Genomic DNA, 16,020 nt, shown 5'->3' with positions numbered 1-16,020 from the left:
AGGGGGAACATGATGGAAGCCATCAGAAAAAACGAGAAAATCAAAAAGATTCTAGCCATCCGGGGGATGGGACAGGTCATCACAGTCACCATAGGACTTCTTGTACTGGTCCTCATCTTTGGTATTCTGAACCCGACGTTCTTCTCTCAGAAGAATGTGGCGAACCTCATGAGGCAGATTGCACCGATCATCATCATTGGTATTGGACAGTCTTACGTGCTGATCACGGGAAATATAGATCTTTCCATTGGATCGGTGATTGGGATGAGTGCAATGATTTCGGCAAAACTCATGTCCATGGGCGTAAATCCTTGGATTGCAGTGATACTAACACTTCTTGCAGCTCAGATCATCGGTTTGTTCAACGGACAGTTGATCTCGAAAGCTAAGCTGCCGCCTTTTATCGCAACCTTAGGAACCATGACCATAGCAAGAGGTATTGCTCAGATTGTCAACAACAACTACAACACGGACTCCATCGGGGCTGGTGCTGAAGGATTCAGAAACTTTTTTTACTACGGACGGACATTTGGGCTATTCAATACCATATGGATTGCATTGGTCATCTGGATGATCTTCAATTTCATCCTCAGTAAAACAAGAACTGGACGCCATGTCTATGCCATCGGCAGCAACATCAGTGCGGCACATCTGTCTGGCGTCAATATCGTGTCCACCACTACAAAAGCATATCTTGTGAGTGCCTTTTGTGCCAGCATGGTAGGCCTTATCCAAACCGCCACCAGCGGAATGGGCACCATGGACGCCGGTACAGGGTATGAGATGTATGCTGTGGCAGCCTCTGTAATTGGTGGTGTATCCACACTGGGAGGGCAAGGAATCTTATTAGGTACAGTGGTCGGTGCATCTATCTGGGGTGTTCTTCAGAATGGTCTGCAGTTTGCTGGAGCACCAGTGGCCATCAGAAATATCGTTATTGGAATCATCGTTGTAGTTTCTGTGCTTCTTGACATCATTGTCCGATCCAATCAGAACAAAACACGAAAAAGACTGAAGAAAGAAGATGCCGCATAGGGCATTCTAAACAGTTAGTAATGGCGTAAAGCCTGCTATAAAAAAATATTAGGGGGGACCTATTTTGAAGAAAAAACTTATCGCATCCGTAATGACACTCGCTCTTTCACTGACAGCCCTTGCAGGCTGTGGAAGCACAGACGACAATGAAGGTGCATCTTCTGGAGACAAGTATAAGGTTTACCTGATCACCATGGACCAGATGGATCAGCACTGGGTTACAGTAGACGGAGGAGCTAAAAAGGCTGCTGACGAGCTTGGCAACGTGGAATACACCTGGCTGGCACCTGATGTGAAGGATGATGCCAAGCAGATTGAAAGTATCAATAACGCCGTCGCTGGTGGTGCAGATGCAATTATGCTGGCGGCCAATGGACCCGATGCTGTCACAGCAGCTTTAAAAGAAGCGGAAGAGGCTGGCGTAAAAATTGTTTATGTAGACTCACCTGCAGATTTCCCAGCAGTGGCTACTCTTGCTACAGACAATGAAGCAGCAGGAAAGACCGCTGGTGAAGAAATGAAGAAAGCGCTGGAAGCAAACGGCGTAACTTCTGGTAAGATTGGTATCGTGAATGTTAATGCAGCAACTGCTTCTACTGTTGCTAGAGAAAAAGGCTTTAGAGCTGCTTTTGAAGGGACTTCCTTTGAGATTCTGGAAACTCAGTATGGAGATGGAGATGCCGCTCGTTCCAAGGATATCGCCGCAAACTATATTACACAAGGTGTAGTGGGCATCTTCGGTGCCAACGAAGGATCTACAGTAGGTGCTGGAAATGCCATCAAGGAAGCCGGTGGAGAGGTTGTAGGTGTTGGTTTTGACAAGTCTGATACCATACTTGAACTGATCAAATCTGGCGAGCTTCTTGCTACCATGGCGCAGAACCCTGACGTTATGGGCTATGAAGGTATGAAAGTTGCTGTAAAAGCACTAAAAGGTGAAGCTATCGAAAAGACAAGTGTAGATACCGGTGTATCTGTCATCAACAAGGATTCAATCAAATAATCACGTATAGATAAAAAGGGGTTACGTAAGTAGCTCCTTTTTTTCACGAAGGAGGATGTCATGAAACAATATACAAAGAGTCTGCTGCAGGAGTTTTTTCTGAAATGGCCAAGACTGTCGTATCTGGAGAGCAGTATGGAAGCGGCCATTGAAGAATCAGTGAATAGAATACGCCGAGGAGGCAAAATTCTTCTTTGTGGAAATGGTGGGAGTGCGGCAGACTGTGAACATATCGCTGGCGAACTCTTAAAAGAGTTTTATATAAAGAGACCCTTATCAGATGCCTACAAGGACAGGTTGAAAAATTACTATGGAGAAGAAGGGGTATATCTTGGAGAACATCTTCAAGGAGCCATTGAAGCGATTTCGCTCGTATCTCATACCGGCTTATTGTCTGCCTATGGAAATGATGCGGCCCCTGAACTTTCTTACGCGCAACAGATTGTCGCTTATGGTGGAGAAAATGATGTGCTGTTATCCATTTCCACCTCCGGGAATGCAAAGAACGTCATTTATGCATCGATGATGGCAAGGATGAAAGGCACCTATGTCATTGGTCTTACGGGCGAGGGTGGGGGGAATCTGAAACAGTATACAGATACGATTCTAAATGTGCCTGAGTATGAAACATATTTAGTGCAGGAACTTCATCTTCCTATGTATCATCTTTATTGCAGAGGTTTAGAGTATGAAATCTTTGGAGGAGAATCATGAATGTACTGGGATTCGATATCGGTGGCACAAAAAGTGCTGTGATTCTAGCGAAGACAAATGAAACTCAAGTGGATTTTTTAGACCGCTTTGAAATTCCTACAAAGGGCACATGGCAGGATGTGGTCACTGTGCTAGCAGATAAAGGGGAAGATATGCTTGAAGCGCATCATTTGAAGGATGATCCTTTCAAAATTGGGATTTCTTGTGGAGGTCCCTTGAACAGCGAGAAAGGATGGATTTTATCACCACCGAATCTTCCGGGGTGGGATGAGGTGCCCATTACGGAGATTTTATCTAAAAGGTTTTCGGAACCTGCTTATCTTCAGAATGATGCAGATGCATGCGCTCTGGCCGAATGGAAGTATGGAGCGGGGAGAGGAACAAAGCATATGATCTTCCTGACTTTTGGCACTGGACTTGGTGCGGGTTTAATTCTCAATGGGAGACTATATACTGGTGCCAGTGGGATGGCAGGAGAAGTGGGACATATTAGACTTTCTGAGGATGGGCCATTAGGCTATGGCAAAAAGGGAAGCTTTGAAGGATATGCCAGTGGAGGGGGAATTGCAAAGATTGCCAGGTGCTTTGCAGAGGAGTCACTGCGTAGTGGAAAAAAAGTGTCTTTTCATCATGGTAATCTACAAGAGATTCAGACAAAGGATGTGGCTTTGGCAGCGGAGCAAAATGAAGAAGATGCCATCAAAGTATTCGAAATTGCTGGGGAATACTTTGGAAAAGGGTTAGCGGTCCTCATAGATATACTGAATCCAGAAATGATTGTTGTAGGCTCTATCTATGTGAGAGCGGGTAAATATCTTGAAGAAAGTATGAGGAGTGCGCTGAAGAAGGAAGCATTACCCTCAAGCTATGACGTCTGCCAAATTGTCCCGGCAGAACTCAGTGAACGCATTGGTGATTATGGTGCTGTGATGGCGGCGCTTTCAAAAGAATAGAGTTAAGAGAAAAGGAGCAGAGCGGAAGTTTTGCTCTCTTTTTAATGTAATGGTATACAGAAGAATTGCAGGAAATGAAAGTTAGAAATTCATATTTTGCAAGAAACCATTCATGGTGAAACTGTAGATTTTAAATAAAATGTTGAATAACAATGAGTTTAAGTTTTAAAGAATGGAAGTCGCGGATGCCAAAATGAATTTTCTAAAAATAAAATATGCAATTTTCTTGGATTTTTTGAAAATTTGTATTGACTCTGGAAAGCGGAAGTATTAAGATTCTTTTATAGCAAAATACATTTGTACACAGGGGGAAAATAGAATGAAAAAGATATGGTCTTTCATATCCGTCATGGTTCTTGGCATCCTGGTTCTCACAGGATGCGGTGGAGGCACCACTGTAAAAATGGCCACCGGTGGAAACACCGGAACGTATTACGCCTATGGAACAGCTCTTGGGCAGATCCTGGGAGACAAAGCAGATCTTCGCTTCAACATCCAGAGCACAGGAGCCTCTAAAGCAAACATTCAGCTCATTGATGCAAAAGAGGTGGACATGGCCATCGTGCAGAACGACGTCATGGACTACGCCTATAATGGCACAGATCTTTTTGAGGCCGATGGTGCGGTAAAGAGCTTCTCCGCCATGGCAGGTCTCTATGCAGAAGTGGTTCAGATCATCGCAAGACCAGGCTCTGGGATTGAATCCATTGCAGACCTTAAAGGAAAGAATGTTTCCGTAGGGGATGCAGGAAGCGGTGTGGAATTTAATGCAAAACAGATCCTGGACGCCTATGGCATCAGCTTTGATGACATCAGCAAACAGAACCTGGGATTCGCAGCCTCTGCAGATGCTTATAAAGATGGAAAGATTGATGCATTTTTCGCCACAGCGGGGGCACCAACCACCGCCATCATGGATCTCGTATCCAGCCAGTCCATCCTCATACTTGGGGTGGATGGAGACAAAGCATCTGATCTTATGACAAAGCATCCTTTCTACACCACCTATGTGATTCCAGGAGGAACCTACACAGGGGTGGACGAAGATGTGACCACCCTGGCAGTGAAGGCCACCTTCATTGTGTCCAACGAGCTTTCAGAAGAGGTGGTCTACAATATGACCAAAGCACTCTTTGAAAGTAAAGACGCCATCAGCGAAGCCCATCAGAAAGGTGCGGAACTGGATCTCTCCTATGCGGTGGAAGGCATCTCCATTCCATTCCATAAAGGTGCAGAAAAATACTTCAAGGAAGCAGGCGCTCTGAAGTAAATGAAACGAAAACTTTTACCCGTCCTTCTGGGTCTGCTGCTTCTCATGCTTTGGAGCAGCAGACTCCTTACGGGAGAAAAGACCTTTCTTCTGAGAGACGCAGACACCGGAAAGGTGTTTCTCAAGATGCCGGTGGAGGAAGGAGAGATCTTCTCCATCACCTTTGTGCACTCCGTGAACAAGAGTCCTGTCACCGATGAGTTTCTTGTCCTGGAGGAGGGGTTTCAGTCCCACAGAACTTTATTCACAAGTTTTGGTGCAGGCATGGAGAGCAGCACAGAAGAAGGACAGGTGTTAAGCTATGAAGAAGACGGCACCATGGTGCTGTCAGGTTTTGACAATCATTTTGAGAGCTTTCAGCTCATCGTGGGCACAGTCAGTGACCACATTCTAACAATCAGCGGGGAAGAAATCAGTTTACGGGATCTATGCGGGAGAAACACTTCCGTGGAAATCACCATCCGAAACTGACCGGAAAGAAAGAGGGTTTTGGTATGTTTGGAAGAAACAAGAAAAGAAAAATAGAAGAGGAGTCCCTAGAGAGCATCCTGAAAGAAGTGGACAAAGAGTCCAATGTCAGGGTCCTGAATGGATTCAAAAAACATCTGATGACAGGACTTCTGGTAGCCTTTGCGCTCTATGTGTTCTGGATGACCCTCCTTGGGAATCCGCCGGAGCAGGTGAGGCGAGCGAGTTTTCTAGGCGCACTGATTTTCATCGGGTTTCTTCTCTATCCTATGAACAGAAAGGATGCCCGGAAAGAGAATGTCATTCCTTGGTATGACTGGGTGCTTTCTATTCTGGGAGCCGCTCCTTTTTTCTACTACGTAATCTTCTTTGAAGAGATTGTAGGAAAAGCGGTGAACATTTCCCCGCTGGAAGTCTATATGGCCATCCTAGGGGTGCTTCTTCTGGCAGAACTCTGCCGCCGCGTGGTGGGTTTTCCCATTTTGGTGGTGGCTGCCGGATTTATCCTGTATGCCTTCAGCCAGGGGCATTCTGTCAGACGAATCGCCCATCAGCTCTTTTATACCACCGATGGAATTTTAGGCACACCTCTGGGGGTGGCGGCCACCTTCATTGTGCTGTTCATCATTCTAGGATCTTTCCTGGAGAAAACAGGTATTGGCACATTCTTTGTGGATATGGCCAACTCCATCGCAGGAGGGGCCTCTGGAGGACCTGCGAAAGTAGCGGTCATCTCCAGTGCGTTAGAAGGGATGTACAGCGGCAGCTCCGTGGCCAATACCGTGGGCAGCGGAAGCGTCACCATTCCCATCATGAAAAACACTGGATATAAGAGTGAGTTTGCAGCAGCGGTGGAAGCAGCAGCCTCCACAGGCGGACAGATCATGCCCCCCATCATGGGCGCAGCGGCATTTCTCATGGCGGAAATGACAGGAATTCCTTATGCCACCATTGCCGTGACAGCCATTCTGCCAGCTCTTCTCTATTTCTCCGGGATTTTCATGATGATCCATCTGGAGGCAAAGAAGCTGGGCCTGAAAGGACTTCCCAAGGAAAGCATTCCCAACTTTTTCAAGCTTCTCCTGAAAAAAGGCTATCTGTTTCTACCCATCGTCACGCTTGTGGTGCTCATGGGAGAAGGAAGAACGCCTGCTTATTCTGCCATCTATGCCATTTTAACGGCCATTGTGGTGAGTATGTTCCATAAAGACACAAGGCTGACACCTGCTTCCTTTATCGATGCTTTGGCTGGCGGGTCCAGAAACACCATGGGTGTAGCCATTGCCTGTGCCATCGCAGGAATCATCGTAGGCATGGTGACCCTCACCGGGCTTGGGCAGGATCTATTGAACGGTCTCTTGGTGGTGGCGGGCACCAGCAAATTCCTGGCACTCTTTCTCACCATGGTCAGCTGCATCATCTTGGGGATGGGCGTGCCCACCACCGCAAACTATGTCATCATGGCCACCATTACAGCACCCATTGTGGTGAGTATGGGGGTACCGGTCCTTGCGGCGCACATGTTTGTGTTCTACTTTGGTATTGTGGCTGACATCACGCCACCGGTGGCCCTGGCAGCCTATGCAGGATCTGCCATTGCAAAGTCTGATCCTTTTAAGACCGGGATCCAGGCCACAAGGCTTGCCATCACAGCGTTCATCATTCCCTACATCTTTGTGTACAACCCACAGATGCTGTTTATAGAAACCAACGCACTGGAAGTCATTTCCATTACCATCACCTCTCTCCTTGGTGTCTTTGGTCTCTCTGCAGCCATGGAAGGGTTCATCAAGACAGATCTGAAAGTCTTTGAAAGGCTTCTCATGGCAGGAGCTGGGCTTCTACTCATCGATCCGAACCTTGTGACCGATACCCTGGGGATCCTCGTCATCGGGGGAATTCTTTTCCATCAGCTGAGAGGAACGGACAAAGAGAAAAAAGCCGTCAGAGAAGCAGTCTCATAGAATTTTCATACAGCATCCTCCAAATATAGAAAGAAACACCCTGAGTCCAGAAGATCCATTCAAGGATACGAAGCTCAGAGGTGTTTCTTTCTGTTTTTCTCTTTCTTTATTCTCGACTGAAATAGGGTGGCTGAAAAAAGATTGTTAAATAATATCGTGATTTTGCAGCGAAGGAAAGAACCTGAGCCATCCATCAGTTTATTTCTGTGAAAATAAAGTCAATAAAATCAAGGGTTTCTTAAATGTAAAGGGTACAGATTATGGGACTCTAAAACACAATAAAAATACACTTTTTGTTATTGCTTTAACAATAACGGAGTGATATACTTCGAACTGTTGAACTAATGAAACGGAGGAAAGACGATGAAACGAATGAAAAAACATCTCAGCATGCTGCTCATTCTCGTGGTGGCTCTGGCTGCTTTCGGTTGCGGCAAGAAAGAAGAAGCAGTCAAGGAAGGGGCTCTTTATACCCCAGGCACTTACACTGCAGAGGAAAAAGGACACAATGGAAATGTTAAAGTTACAGTCACTGTAACAGAAGATAAGATTGAGAACATTGAAGTGGATCTCATGGACGAAACCGAAGGTATTGCAGGACCTGCAGCAGAGAAGATCGTGGATCTTGTGCTGAAGAACCAGGGACTTGGTGTGGACACCGTATCTGGCGCCACCGTATCCTCCACTGCGATTCTTGCAGCCATCACCGCTGCACTGAAAGAAGCGGGTGCGGATGTGGAAGCTTTGAAGAACATCAAGGCAGAAGAAGAAGTGCTGGAAGTTTCCGATAAGGAAGCGGACATTGTCATTATCGGTGCCGGTGGCGCTGGAATGGCTGCTGCGGTAGAAGCAGCTAGCTTAGGAAAGTCTGTCATCATCGTGGAAAAGATGCCCATTGTCGGTGGAAACACCAACAGAGCCACAGGCGGAATCAATGCCGCTGAAACCAGTATTCAGGAGCAAGAAGGCATTGAGGATACCATCGAAACCTACTACGATGACACGTTTAAGGGTGGAAAAGAAGAGAATGATCCTGAGCTTCTCAAGGTCATGGTGGAAAACTCCGCTGAAGCTGTAGACTGGCTCAATGAGCTGGGTGCAGGACTCACAAGAGTCTCCTTATCCGGAGGCGCGACCAACCCAAGAATTCATACCCCAGAAGACGGATCCGCGGTAGGTCCAGTGGTGGTTAAGGTTCTTGAAAACAAGTTGAAGGAACTGGGTGTGGAAATCCTCATGGAAACCACAGCCAAGAGCATTATAGAAGAAAATGGCGCTGCTGCTGGTGTGGAAGTTGAAAACGTCAATGGAAACAGCTTCAAGATCCATGCTAAGGCTGTCATCATCGCTTCCGGCGGATTCGGAGCAAACAGCGATATGGTGGAAGGCTTCAGAGCGGACCTGGTTGGATTCTCCACCACAAACCATGCTGGTGCAACAGGAGATGGTATTGAACTGGGCCAGGAAGCAGGAGCTGCGCTGGATGACATCGAGTTTATCCAGATTCACCCAACCACCGACCCAGAATCTGGTTATATGTTTACCGAAGGGCTTCGTGGAGATGGAGCGATTCTTCTGAACAGCCAGGGAATGAGATTCACAGATGAACTTCTCACAAGAGACGTGGTTTCTGCCAACATCCTGAAGCAGGAAGGCGGCATTGCGTACCTCGTGACCAATGAAGAAATGAAAGAAGAAAATGCAGCCCTTGCTGGATACATCAAGAAGGGCTATGCAACAGAATGTGCTACTCTTGCAGATGTGGCAAAAGCCATCGGTGCAGAGGAAGCGGCTGTGGTTGAATCCATGGCGAAGTACAAGGATGCTGTGGCAGCCGGTACAGATGCAGAGTTTGGCAGAGAGCACCTGACACAGGATCTTTCTGAAGGACCTTACTACATCCTGAAAGTAACACCTGGAATCCATCACACCATGGGTGGACTGAAGATTGATACCACTACCCATGTGATCAGCGCAGAAGGCAGTGCCATCAAGGGTCTCTATGCTGCAGGTGAAGTAACTGGAGGCGTCCACGGTGCAAACCGTATCGGTGGAAACGCTGTGACAGACATCATCGTCTTCGGAAGAATTGCTGGAAAAACAGCAGCAGAAGAGCTGGGCAACTAATTTTACACTGATTTTTGACTAAAGAAGAGCAGATTCTCCCTAAGGTCTGCTGATAGAGTTCCGTGAGAAAACCCCGTGGAGTATAAAACTCTGCGGGGTTTTTCTGCGCATCGTCCTCCGAAGCTGAAAGGAGGAGAAAAGTGAAGAAAATGAAAGAAACAGCCAGGTAGTTTCATAAGAGCATTCTATGCAGGAAGGAAAGGGGAGAGAGGGGAACGAGGTCTGTTTGAAAAAGAACAGAGCCTGTGTTATAAAATAATTGAAGTTAGCACTCGGGTGCTTCGAGTGCTAACGGATATCAAAATATCATCTATGTAAAGGAGTTGTTTGAAATGGCAGGACTGATTCCATTCAACAGAAAGAAGAATGATCTTCTTCGCAGTGACTTTGGAGATTTTGGGAGCATGCTGGATGACTTTTTTACCGATCCTTTTCCATTCAGAAGAAGCCTGGAGGCGGATACCTTTAAGGTGGACGTGGAAGATGGCGAAAAAGAATACATTGTCCATGCAGAGCTGCCCGGTGTGAAAAAAGAGGAAGTAGCTCTTTCACTGGAAGACGGCAGACTGAGAATCTCGGTGCAGCGCAATGAGGAGAAGGAGGAAAAGAACAAGAACTATATCCACAGAGAGAGAAGAGTCTGCTCCATGGAAAGAAATGTTTTCCTGGCAGAAGCCGGAGAAGAAAACATCAAAGCAAAACTGGAGCATGGCGTTCTGAAAATTGAGATTCCAAAGAAGCCCCATGTGGACACTTCAAAAAGAATTGATATTGAATAGCCCATAGGATGAAAGAGAAGATCGGAAGAAGCGGAGTTTAACCACGCCTCTTCAGATCTTCTCTATTTTCATGAAATCAGAACAATCATGGAGGTTTCATGAGATTTCAAGAGATTTCTGAAATAAGGACTCATCAAAGGCAACAAGTTACGTTATAATATAGGGGTGTAATACGGTTTTTGATTCATAGCAGAAAAAGTTCCTGTCTTAATGATACTGCAGAAAGAAGTGATGCAATTGGCCTGGACAAAATGGATTCCATCCTTGTTTTATATCCTCCTTCTTTTTTATTTTTACAGCGGCATGCGGGTATACGCCAAAGATACCCGGGACCCTGTGTATAAGACCTATTTCAATATGAGCCTGAGTTTATCCACCTGGTCTCTCATGGCGGTCCTGATTTCCCATACCGGAACCACCAAAGATGCTTTGCTGTGGACATTTTTCAGCGTCTTCGGGTGGGGCTTTGTCTATGCGCTTCTACTATCACTTCTGATTCATCTGACCCAGTATGAGAAAAGGATGAACCGGAGGAAATGGGCGGCGGTCTATGGTCCGGTCTTTATTTCCATGGGCACTGTTTTGTACAGCTTCCTTTCTGGAGAGATGGAGCGCCGGATGTCCTATGGTCCCTATGGCTGGACCTACAATCTGGATCTTGAGCCTTGGACCCTCTGGGTGAAGATCTATTATTTCATCATGGCGGCCATGGTGCTGTATCTTCTGAAAAAGTGGACGCCCAAGGAAGGGGACTTTTTTCATGGGCGCTTCAAGAAGACGGTAACCTATAGCGCTGTACTCAGTTTGCTTCTAGGACTTCCTAAAGTTCTGGGGCTTTATGACCGTTTTGGTCTAAGTCTTCTGGGACTGGGTCCTATTCATATGCTGCCTCTGTGTGGGGGTCTTCTCTATGTGCTGCTTAAAAAAGCGAGAATCGGCCAGGAGGAGGAATTCATCATTCCAAAACGCGGAGAGTATCTCAGCGCCAAGACCCATGACAAGATTTTCTTTTATGTGTCCCAAGTGTATCTTATGGCGGGATTTCTCGCTTTCTATATTCAGGTCATTATCAATGAGTCAGAAGTGGTCAGAACCAGCATTATGACGGCAACGCTGTTTTTCATCGGACTTTTCATCTTTTTTCTGTTAAAGGTCAAAATCTCCGTGAGAACAAGAGATGACATCATCAACTCGATTCTCTCTTTGAGTATTCCCTTTATTACCCTTTATTTTGCAGACGCGGCCATCGGATTTGCCTGGGCAACCCCGGTGGTGCTCCTCCTGGTCGCTGTGGCCTTCAACAACAAGAATCTTCTGATCGCCACCAGCGCCATGAGCATCGTTACGCTTCTGCTTCTCTGGATCATGTATCCTCAGATGGCAGGATCCTTTGAATCGCCAGAGCACCTGGCAAGGCTTTTTGTGTTTTTCATCATCATTGGGATGGCCTTTTTCATCAATGACATTTACCGGAAGAGGCAGCAGCAGTTTGAGCGCCAGATTGACCATGAACGGTTTGTCTCTGATATGGTGCTTCTCATGTCCAAAGCAAGATACAAGACTGTGAAAAGCAATCTGGAGATTCTCCTGGAAGAGATGGTCTATTATATGGAAGCGGATTATGGCAGCATCCATATCTTTTCCGATATACGGGACGGGGTCCACAGAAAGTTTGAGCAGTATGGAAGGGGAGACCTGGACGGGATCCGGAAGAATCTGAAGTTTTCAGGTGTACTGGATGAGCTTCTGGAAGATACAAAACGAGTAGAACATTCGGAAGCGAACATCCGAAGAATCATTGAGATCTTTAAAAGCAGGATGAGTACAGAAAAAGTCACGGTGATGATCCAGCCGGTGGTGGAATCTGAAAAGGTCATCGGCATCATGTGCCTGGGAGCTTTTGACCGGAACTCCTGGGATGAAGGGTATCAGAACTCCTTTGATCTCATCGTGAAGAATCTTTCCAGTATGCTCTATAAGATCAAAAAAGAAGATGAGCTGTACCGCATGGCCTTCTATGATGGGCTCACGGGTCTTCCGAACCGGACCCTCTTCAACAGAATTCTCCAGGAGACTTTGGAGGATCAGGAGGAGGGTGAAGTGGCTGCGGTTCTCTTTCTTGATCTGGATGACTTTAAAAACATCAATGATCTTTTAGGACACAGTGTGGGAGACAAGCTTCTGGTGGAATTTGTCTCAAGAATCAAACCGCTCCTTCAGAATGACCGCTATATGTCCCGGTTTGGCGGAGATGAATTTCTTATGGTGCTGCCCCATGAGCGGGATGCAGAGGATGTGAAGAAGAAGGTGGAGGAGATCCTTTCCACCGCCATCGGGACCTTCCGGTTTGATGAGCGGGAAATCTCCACCGGTGCGAGCATCGGTGTCGCCTTATTTCCAGAGGATGCTGTGGAGCCGGAAGATCTCATCCGCTATGCAGATCTTGCCATGTACAGTGCCAAGAGCAATGGAAAAAACCAGTATGTCATCTGTACCGAAGACATCAAAAAGAAGTTCATCTATGAGAAAGAGATTGAGAATGATCTGCACTATGCCATTAAGAATAAGGAGTTTATGCTGTATTATCAGCCCAGAGTTTCTGGGAAGACCGGAGACATCGTCGGGGTGGAAGCTCTTTTAAGATGGAGTCATCCTCAGAAGGGCATGATTCCTCCGGGGGTCTTCATCCGTATTGCGGAGCGCATCGGACTGATGCCTGAGATTGACCAGTGGGTCTTCAGAGAAGCCTGCCGGCAGAATCTGTACTGGCAGAGGAAGGGTTTTAAAAGAATCAGCATGTCGGTGAACGTGACGCCCATGACCTTTGCGGAGAATTTTGAAGGCAGCGACATTTTGAAGAATCTCAGAGAAGGCATCTGGGATCCAAACTATCTTGAAGTGGAGATCACCGAAAACACCATGTATTTCAGCCCGGAGTCCATCCGGAACAGACTGAATTATTTAAGAGGCCTTGGCATGAGCGTTGCCTTGGATGATTTTGGTATCGCCTACTCCTCCTTAGGCCGTCTTCATGAGCTGCCCATTGATAAGATCAAGATCGACCGGCAGTTTGTGGTGAACCTTCATGAAGCTCAGAAGGGAAAGAGTCTTTTTGATGGGATCCTGAACCTGGGCAGATCTCTAGGACTCAAGATCAATGTGGAAGGCGTGGAGACCAAAGAACAGGCGGAGTTTGTGAAAGCAAGAGGCTGTGATGAGATTCAAGGGTTTTATTACCATAAACCCATGCCGCCGGAATATGTGGAGATCCTCCTCCGAAAAGAAGAATCATGAATGCATAAGATGTCAAAAGGGACTTATTGCCACCGCAGTCTGCGGTGGCTGTTTTTTTCCATAAATACAGAAAATCTCATGAAAAGTACAGTAGCTCAGGGCAAAAGACCGTATAATTAATCTAAGAGCAGGGAAATAGCACAGATGAAAGACTGTGCACCAAAAGAAGATGGGGGAGAGAATAGATGATGAAACTAGGCATTGCCGGTATAGGGGTCATTGGAGAGAGCTATCTGAAACTTTTTAAAGCGGGAAGAATCAAAGAGGGGGAAGTGACCGCAGTGGCCTCCAGAAACACCCAAAGAGTAGAAAAGATCCTGGAGAAACTGAACCTTCGGGACGTAAGGGTCTATGGGTCCTTGAAGGAGATGCTGGAGAAAGAGAGCTTATCAGGCGTCATCATCACAACGCCGCACAAGCTCCATGTGCCCATGATGAAAGAGGCTCTACAGATGGGCGTCTCGGTGCTGACGGACAAACCGCTTTCCAGCACCCGGAAAGAAGCAGAAGAGATGGCGGTCTTTGCCAAAGGCTATCCGGACCTGGTGAAAGGGGTGCTCTTCAATAAACGAGCGAATCCCATCCATAAGGAGATCAAAAATATCGTGGACAGTGGGAAGCTGGGCACCCTTCGACGGGCTCTCTATGAGGTGACGGATTACTACAGATCCCACAGATACTATGAAGAAAGCGGATGGAGAGGCACCTATGAAGAAGAAGGCGGTGGCGTTCTCATGAATCAGGCGGTCCATCAGATGGACCTAATCACCTGGTTCACAGGCCTTCCTGAGGAAATCATGGCATTTCTGAAAGAAGGAAACCACAGACCCATGACTACTGAAAATGATGCGTATCTGCATCTTTTCTATAAAGGAGGTGCTGTGGGGCACTTCATCACCTCCACCCACGAAAGCCCAGGAGTGCACCGGCTGGAGCTTTCCTTTGACCAAGGCCAGATTGTCATGGAAAATGAGAGAGTTCTTACGATCACAAAGCTTCTGGAGCCTGAAGAGGATTTTTCAAGAAGAACAGAGACGCCTTTTGACCATGTGCCTGGAACGTCTGTGGTGAAGGAGTTTGAGCCTTTGGAGGACAAAGAAGAGCATGTGAGAACCATAGAGAATTTCATAAAGGCCATCTCAGGCAAAGAAGAGATCCAGTGCTCCCTGGAAGAAGCACTAAACAGCATCACTCTGGTGAATGCCGCCTACCTTTCTCATTTTACTGGAGAGAAGGTTTCCATGAAGTTTTCTCTGGAGCAGTATGATCAGGAACTTCATCGAAAAATTCAGGAAGAGAGAGTACTGAAAGAGGAGTAGAAAATCAAAATGGAACGTAAGAGAAGATCTGTTTTTGATGTGAGTGGAAAGGAGCTTTAGTATGAAATTTGTCTGGTATGAAAAGGATGGGGAAAAACGATTGGGTGTTCTCCATAAAGAAGAGAGCCATATCATAAGTCTTGAGGAGCTTCTTCCGATGCGAGGATTTCAGGACCTGGTGGATTTTATCGAAAGATATACGACAGAAGATCTGAATCTCATCAGAAGGGCCATGGAGAAAGATAAGACCCAGGGAACCCCCGTAACAAAGGTAAGAATTCTTTCGCCCATAGAGCGCCCCAGACACGACATCATCTGTGTGGGCGTCAATTATGAAGCCCACCTGAAAGAAAGCACCCTGGGTCTGAAAGATCCGAAGCTGGATGGACCCAAAGAGCCGGTGTATTTTTCCAAAAGAGCAGTGCGCATCCTGGGCACAGAGGAGCCCATAGAAGGATTCTTCTCCTTGGATGAGGCTTTGGATTATGAGGTGGAACTGGCTGTGCTCATCGGAAAGGAAGGACGGGACATCCCCAAGGAGAAAGTGAAAGAGCACATCTTCGGCTATACGGTATTCAATGACGTCTCCTCCAGAACCCTTCAGAAAAGCCACATCCAGTGGTACAAAGGAAAGAGCCTGGATACCCACAGCATCCTGGGACCCTACGTTCTTTTCGCAGAAGATGCAGCGTATCCACCGGACTTCACTGTGGAAACCCGGGTCAATGGAGAGCTTCGCCAAAAAAGCAGCACTCGGTTATTTATACACGATGTGGATAAACTGATCTCTGATTTTTCCAGAGGCATCACCCTGGAGCCAGGGGACATCATCGCCACTGGTACGCCCAGCGGTGTAGGTATGGGGTTTACCCCGCCAAAGTTTCTAAAGAGCGGAGACCTGGTGGAGTGCAGTATTTCAGGCATTGGCATCTTAAGAAACAAAGTAAGATAACGCTAAAAATAGAACTAACAGTCCCTGTGGAAGTGAGAAGAAGTGCTTTTCACTTCCACTTTTTTTGCCAATATGAAGATGTTTTCATTTTCCAACCAGTGAGAAAGTATTAGCAAACAGTGAATAAATTGCAAAAAATGTA

12 protein-coding genes are annotated in these 16,020 nt (G+C 46.7%); all 12 read left to right on the top strand.

Annotated elements, in window-relative coordinates:
* Positions 1 to 12: 12 nt before the first annotated feature.
* The 12 genes from BM243_RS09040 (at position 13) to BM243_RS08985 (ending at position 15,878) form a co-directional block, all read left to right on the top strand.
* A complete protein-coding gene (locus BM243_RS09040; protein WP_074912050.1) occupies positions 13 to 1,035 on the top strand; it encodes an ABC transporter permease in 1,023 nt (340 codons plus the stop codon).
* A gap of 64 nt (positions 1,036 to 1,099) precedes the next feature.
* The gene (locus tag BM243_RS09035; protein WP_177213495.1) at positions 1,100 to 2,038 is read left to right on the top strand and encodes an ABC transporter substrate-binding protein; all 939 of its coding nucleotides are present in this window, start codon (positions 1,100 to 1,102) and stop codon (positions 2,036 to 2,038) included.
* Positions 2,039 to 2,098: 60 nt separating this feature from the next.
* Positions 2,099 to 2,752 carry a D-sedoheptulose-7-phosphate isomerase gene (locus BM243_RS09030; RefSeq protein WP_074912049.1) on the top strand — a complete coding sequence of 218 codons (654 nt, stop codon included), beginning with the start codon at positions 2,099 to 2,101 and terminating at the stop codon, positions 2,750 to 2,752.
* Positions 2,749 to 3,705, top strand: a complete 957-nt coding sequence (locus tag BM243_RS09025) for an ROK family protein (RefSeq protein WP_074912048.1) — start codon at positions 2,749 to 2,751, stop codon at positions 3,703 to 3,705. Before BM243_RS09030 ends, BM243_RS09025 begins: the two co-directional genes overlap by 4 nt.
* 319 nt (positions 3,706 to 4,024) lie before the next feature.
* Positions 4,025 to 4,975 (top strand): TAXI family TRAP transporter solute-binding subunit, encoded by a 951-nt coding sequence (locus BM243_RS09020; protein ID WP_074912047.1) that lies wholly within the window; start codon positions 4,025 to 4,027, stop codon positions 4,973 to 4,975.
* Positions 4,976 to 5,446: a DUF1850 domain-containing protein gene (locus BM243_RS09015; protein ID WP_074912046.1), complete on the top strand. Its 471-nt coding sequence runs from the start codon at positions 4,976 to 4,978 to the stop codon at positions 5,444 to 5,446. It abuts the gene before it with no gap.
* A 23-nt stretch (positions 5,447 to 5,469) separates the two neighbouring features.
* Positions 5,470 to 7,407 carry a TRAP transporter permease gene (locus tag BM243_RS09010; protein ID WP_074912045.1) on the top strand — a complete coding sequence of 646 codons (1,938 nt, stop codon included), beginning with the start codon at positions 5,470 to 5,472 and terminating at the stop codon, positions 7,405 to 7,407.
* 363 nt (positions 7,408 to 7,770) lie between these two features.
* Positions 7,771 to 9,534 (top strand): flavocytochrome c, encoded by a 1,764-nt coding sequence (locus BM243_RS09005; RefSeq protein ID WP_207646186.1) that lies wholly within the window; start codon positions 7,771 to 7,773, stop codon positions 9,532 to 9,534.
* A 332-nt stretch (positions 9,535 to 9,866) separates the two neighbouring features.
* Positions 9,867 to 10,313 (top strand): Hsp20 family protein, encoded by a 447-nt coding sequence (locus tag BM243_RS09000; protein WP_074912044.1) that lies wholly within the window; start codon positions 9,867 to 9,869, stop codon positions 10,311 to 10,313.
* 237 nt (positions 10,314 to 10,550) lie between these two features.
* On the top strand, positions 10,551 to 13,607 hold the full coding sequence (locus BM243_RS08995) for a sensor domain-containing phosphodiesterase (protein ID WP_074912043.1): 3,057 nt from the start codon (positions 10,551 to 10,553) through the stop codon (positions 13,605 to 13,607).
* Between the two features lie 185 nt (positions 13,608 to 13,792).
* Entirely contained in the window at positions 13,793 to 14,926 is a 1,134-nt protein-coding gene (locus tag BM243_RS08990; protein ID WP_074912042.1) for a Gfo/Idh/MocA family protein, read from the top strand.
* 61 nt (positions 14,927 to 14,987) lie between these two features.
* Entirely contained in the window at positions 14,988 to 15,878 is an 891-nt protein-coding gene (locus BM243_RS08985) for a fumarylacetoacetate hydrolase family protein (RefSeq protein WP_074912041.1), read from the top strand.
* The last annotated feature ends 142 nt before the right edge of the window (positions 15,879 to 16,020 follow it).

Source organism: Proteiniclasticum ruminis (assembly GCF_900115135.1).
GTDB lineage: Bacteria > Bacillota > Clostridia > Clostridiales > Clostridiaceae > Proteiniclasticum > Proteiniclasticum ruminis_A.
This window is presented reverse-complemented; position numbering and strand designations above follow the sequence as displayed.

Coding starts and splice junctions, on each gene's coding strand:
- BM243_RS09040 (WP_074912050.1), top strand. CDS start 13: ATGGAAGCCATCAGAAAAAACGAGAAAATCAAAAAGATTCTAGCCATC.
- BM243_RS09030 (WP_074912049.1), top strand. CDS start 2,099: ATGAAACAATATACAAAGAGTCTGCTGCAGGAGTTTTTTCTGAAATGG.
- BM243_RS09025 (WP_074912048.1), top strand. CDS start 2,749: ATGAATGTACTGGGATTCGATATCGGTGGCACAAAAAGTGCTGTGATT.
- BM243_RS09020 (WP_074912047.1), top strand. CDS start 4,025: ATGAAAAAGATATGGTCTTTCATATCCGTCATGGTTCTTGGCATCCTG.
- BM243_RS09015 (WP_074912046.1), top strand. CDS start 4,976: ATGAAACGAAAACTTTTACCCGTCCTTCTGGGTCTGCTGCTTCTCATG.
- BM243_RS09010 (WP_074912045.1), top strand. CDS start 5,470: ATGTTTGGAAGAAACAAGAAAAGAAAAATAGAAGAGGAGTCCCTAGAG.
- BM243_RS09005 (WP_207646186.1), top strand. CDS start 7,771: ATGAAACGAATGAAAAAACATCTCAGCATGCTGCTCATTCTCGTGGTG.
- BM243_RS09000 (WP_074912044.1), top strand. CDS start 9,867: ATGGCAGGACTGATTCCATTCAACAGAAAGAAGAATGATCTTCTTCGC.
- BM243_RS08990 (WP_074912042.1), top strand. CDS start 13,793: ATGATGAAACTAGGCATTGCCGGTATAGGGGTCATTGGAGAGAGCTAT.
- BM243_RS08985 (WP_074912041.1), top strand. CDS start 14,988: ATGAAATTTGTCTGGTATGAAAAGGATGGGGAAAAACGATTGGGTGTT.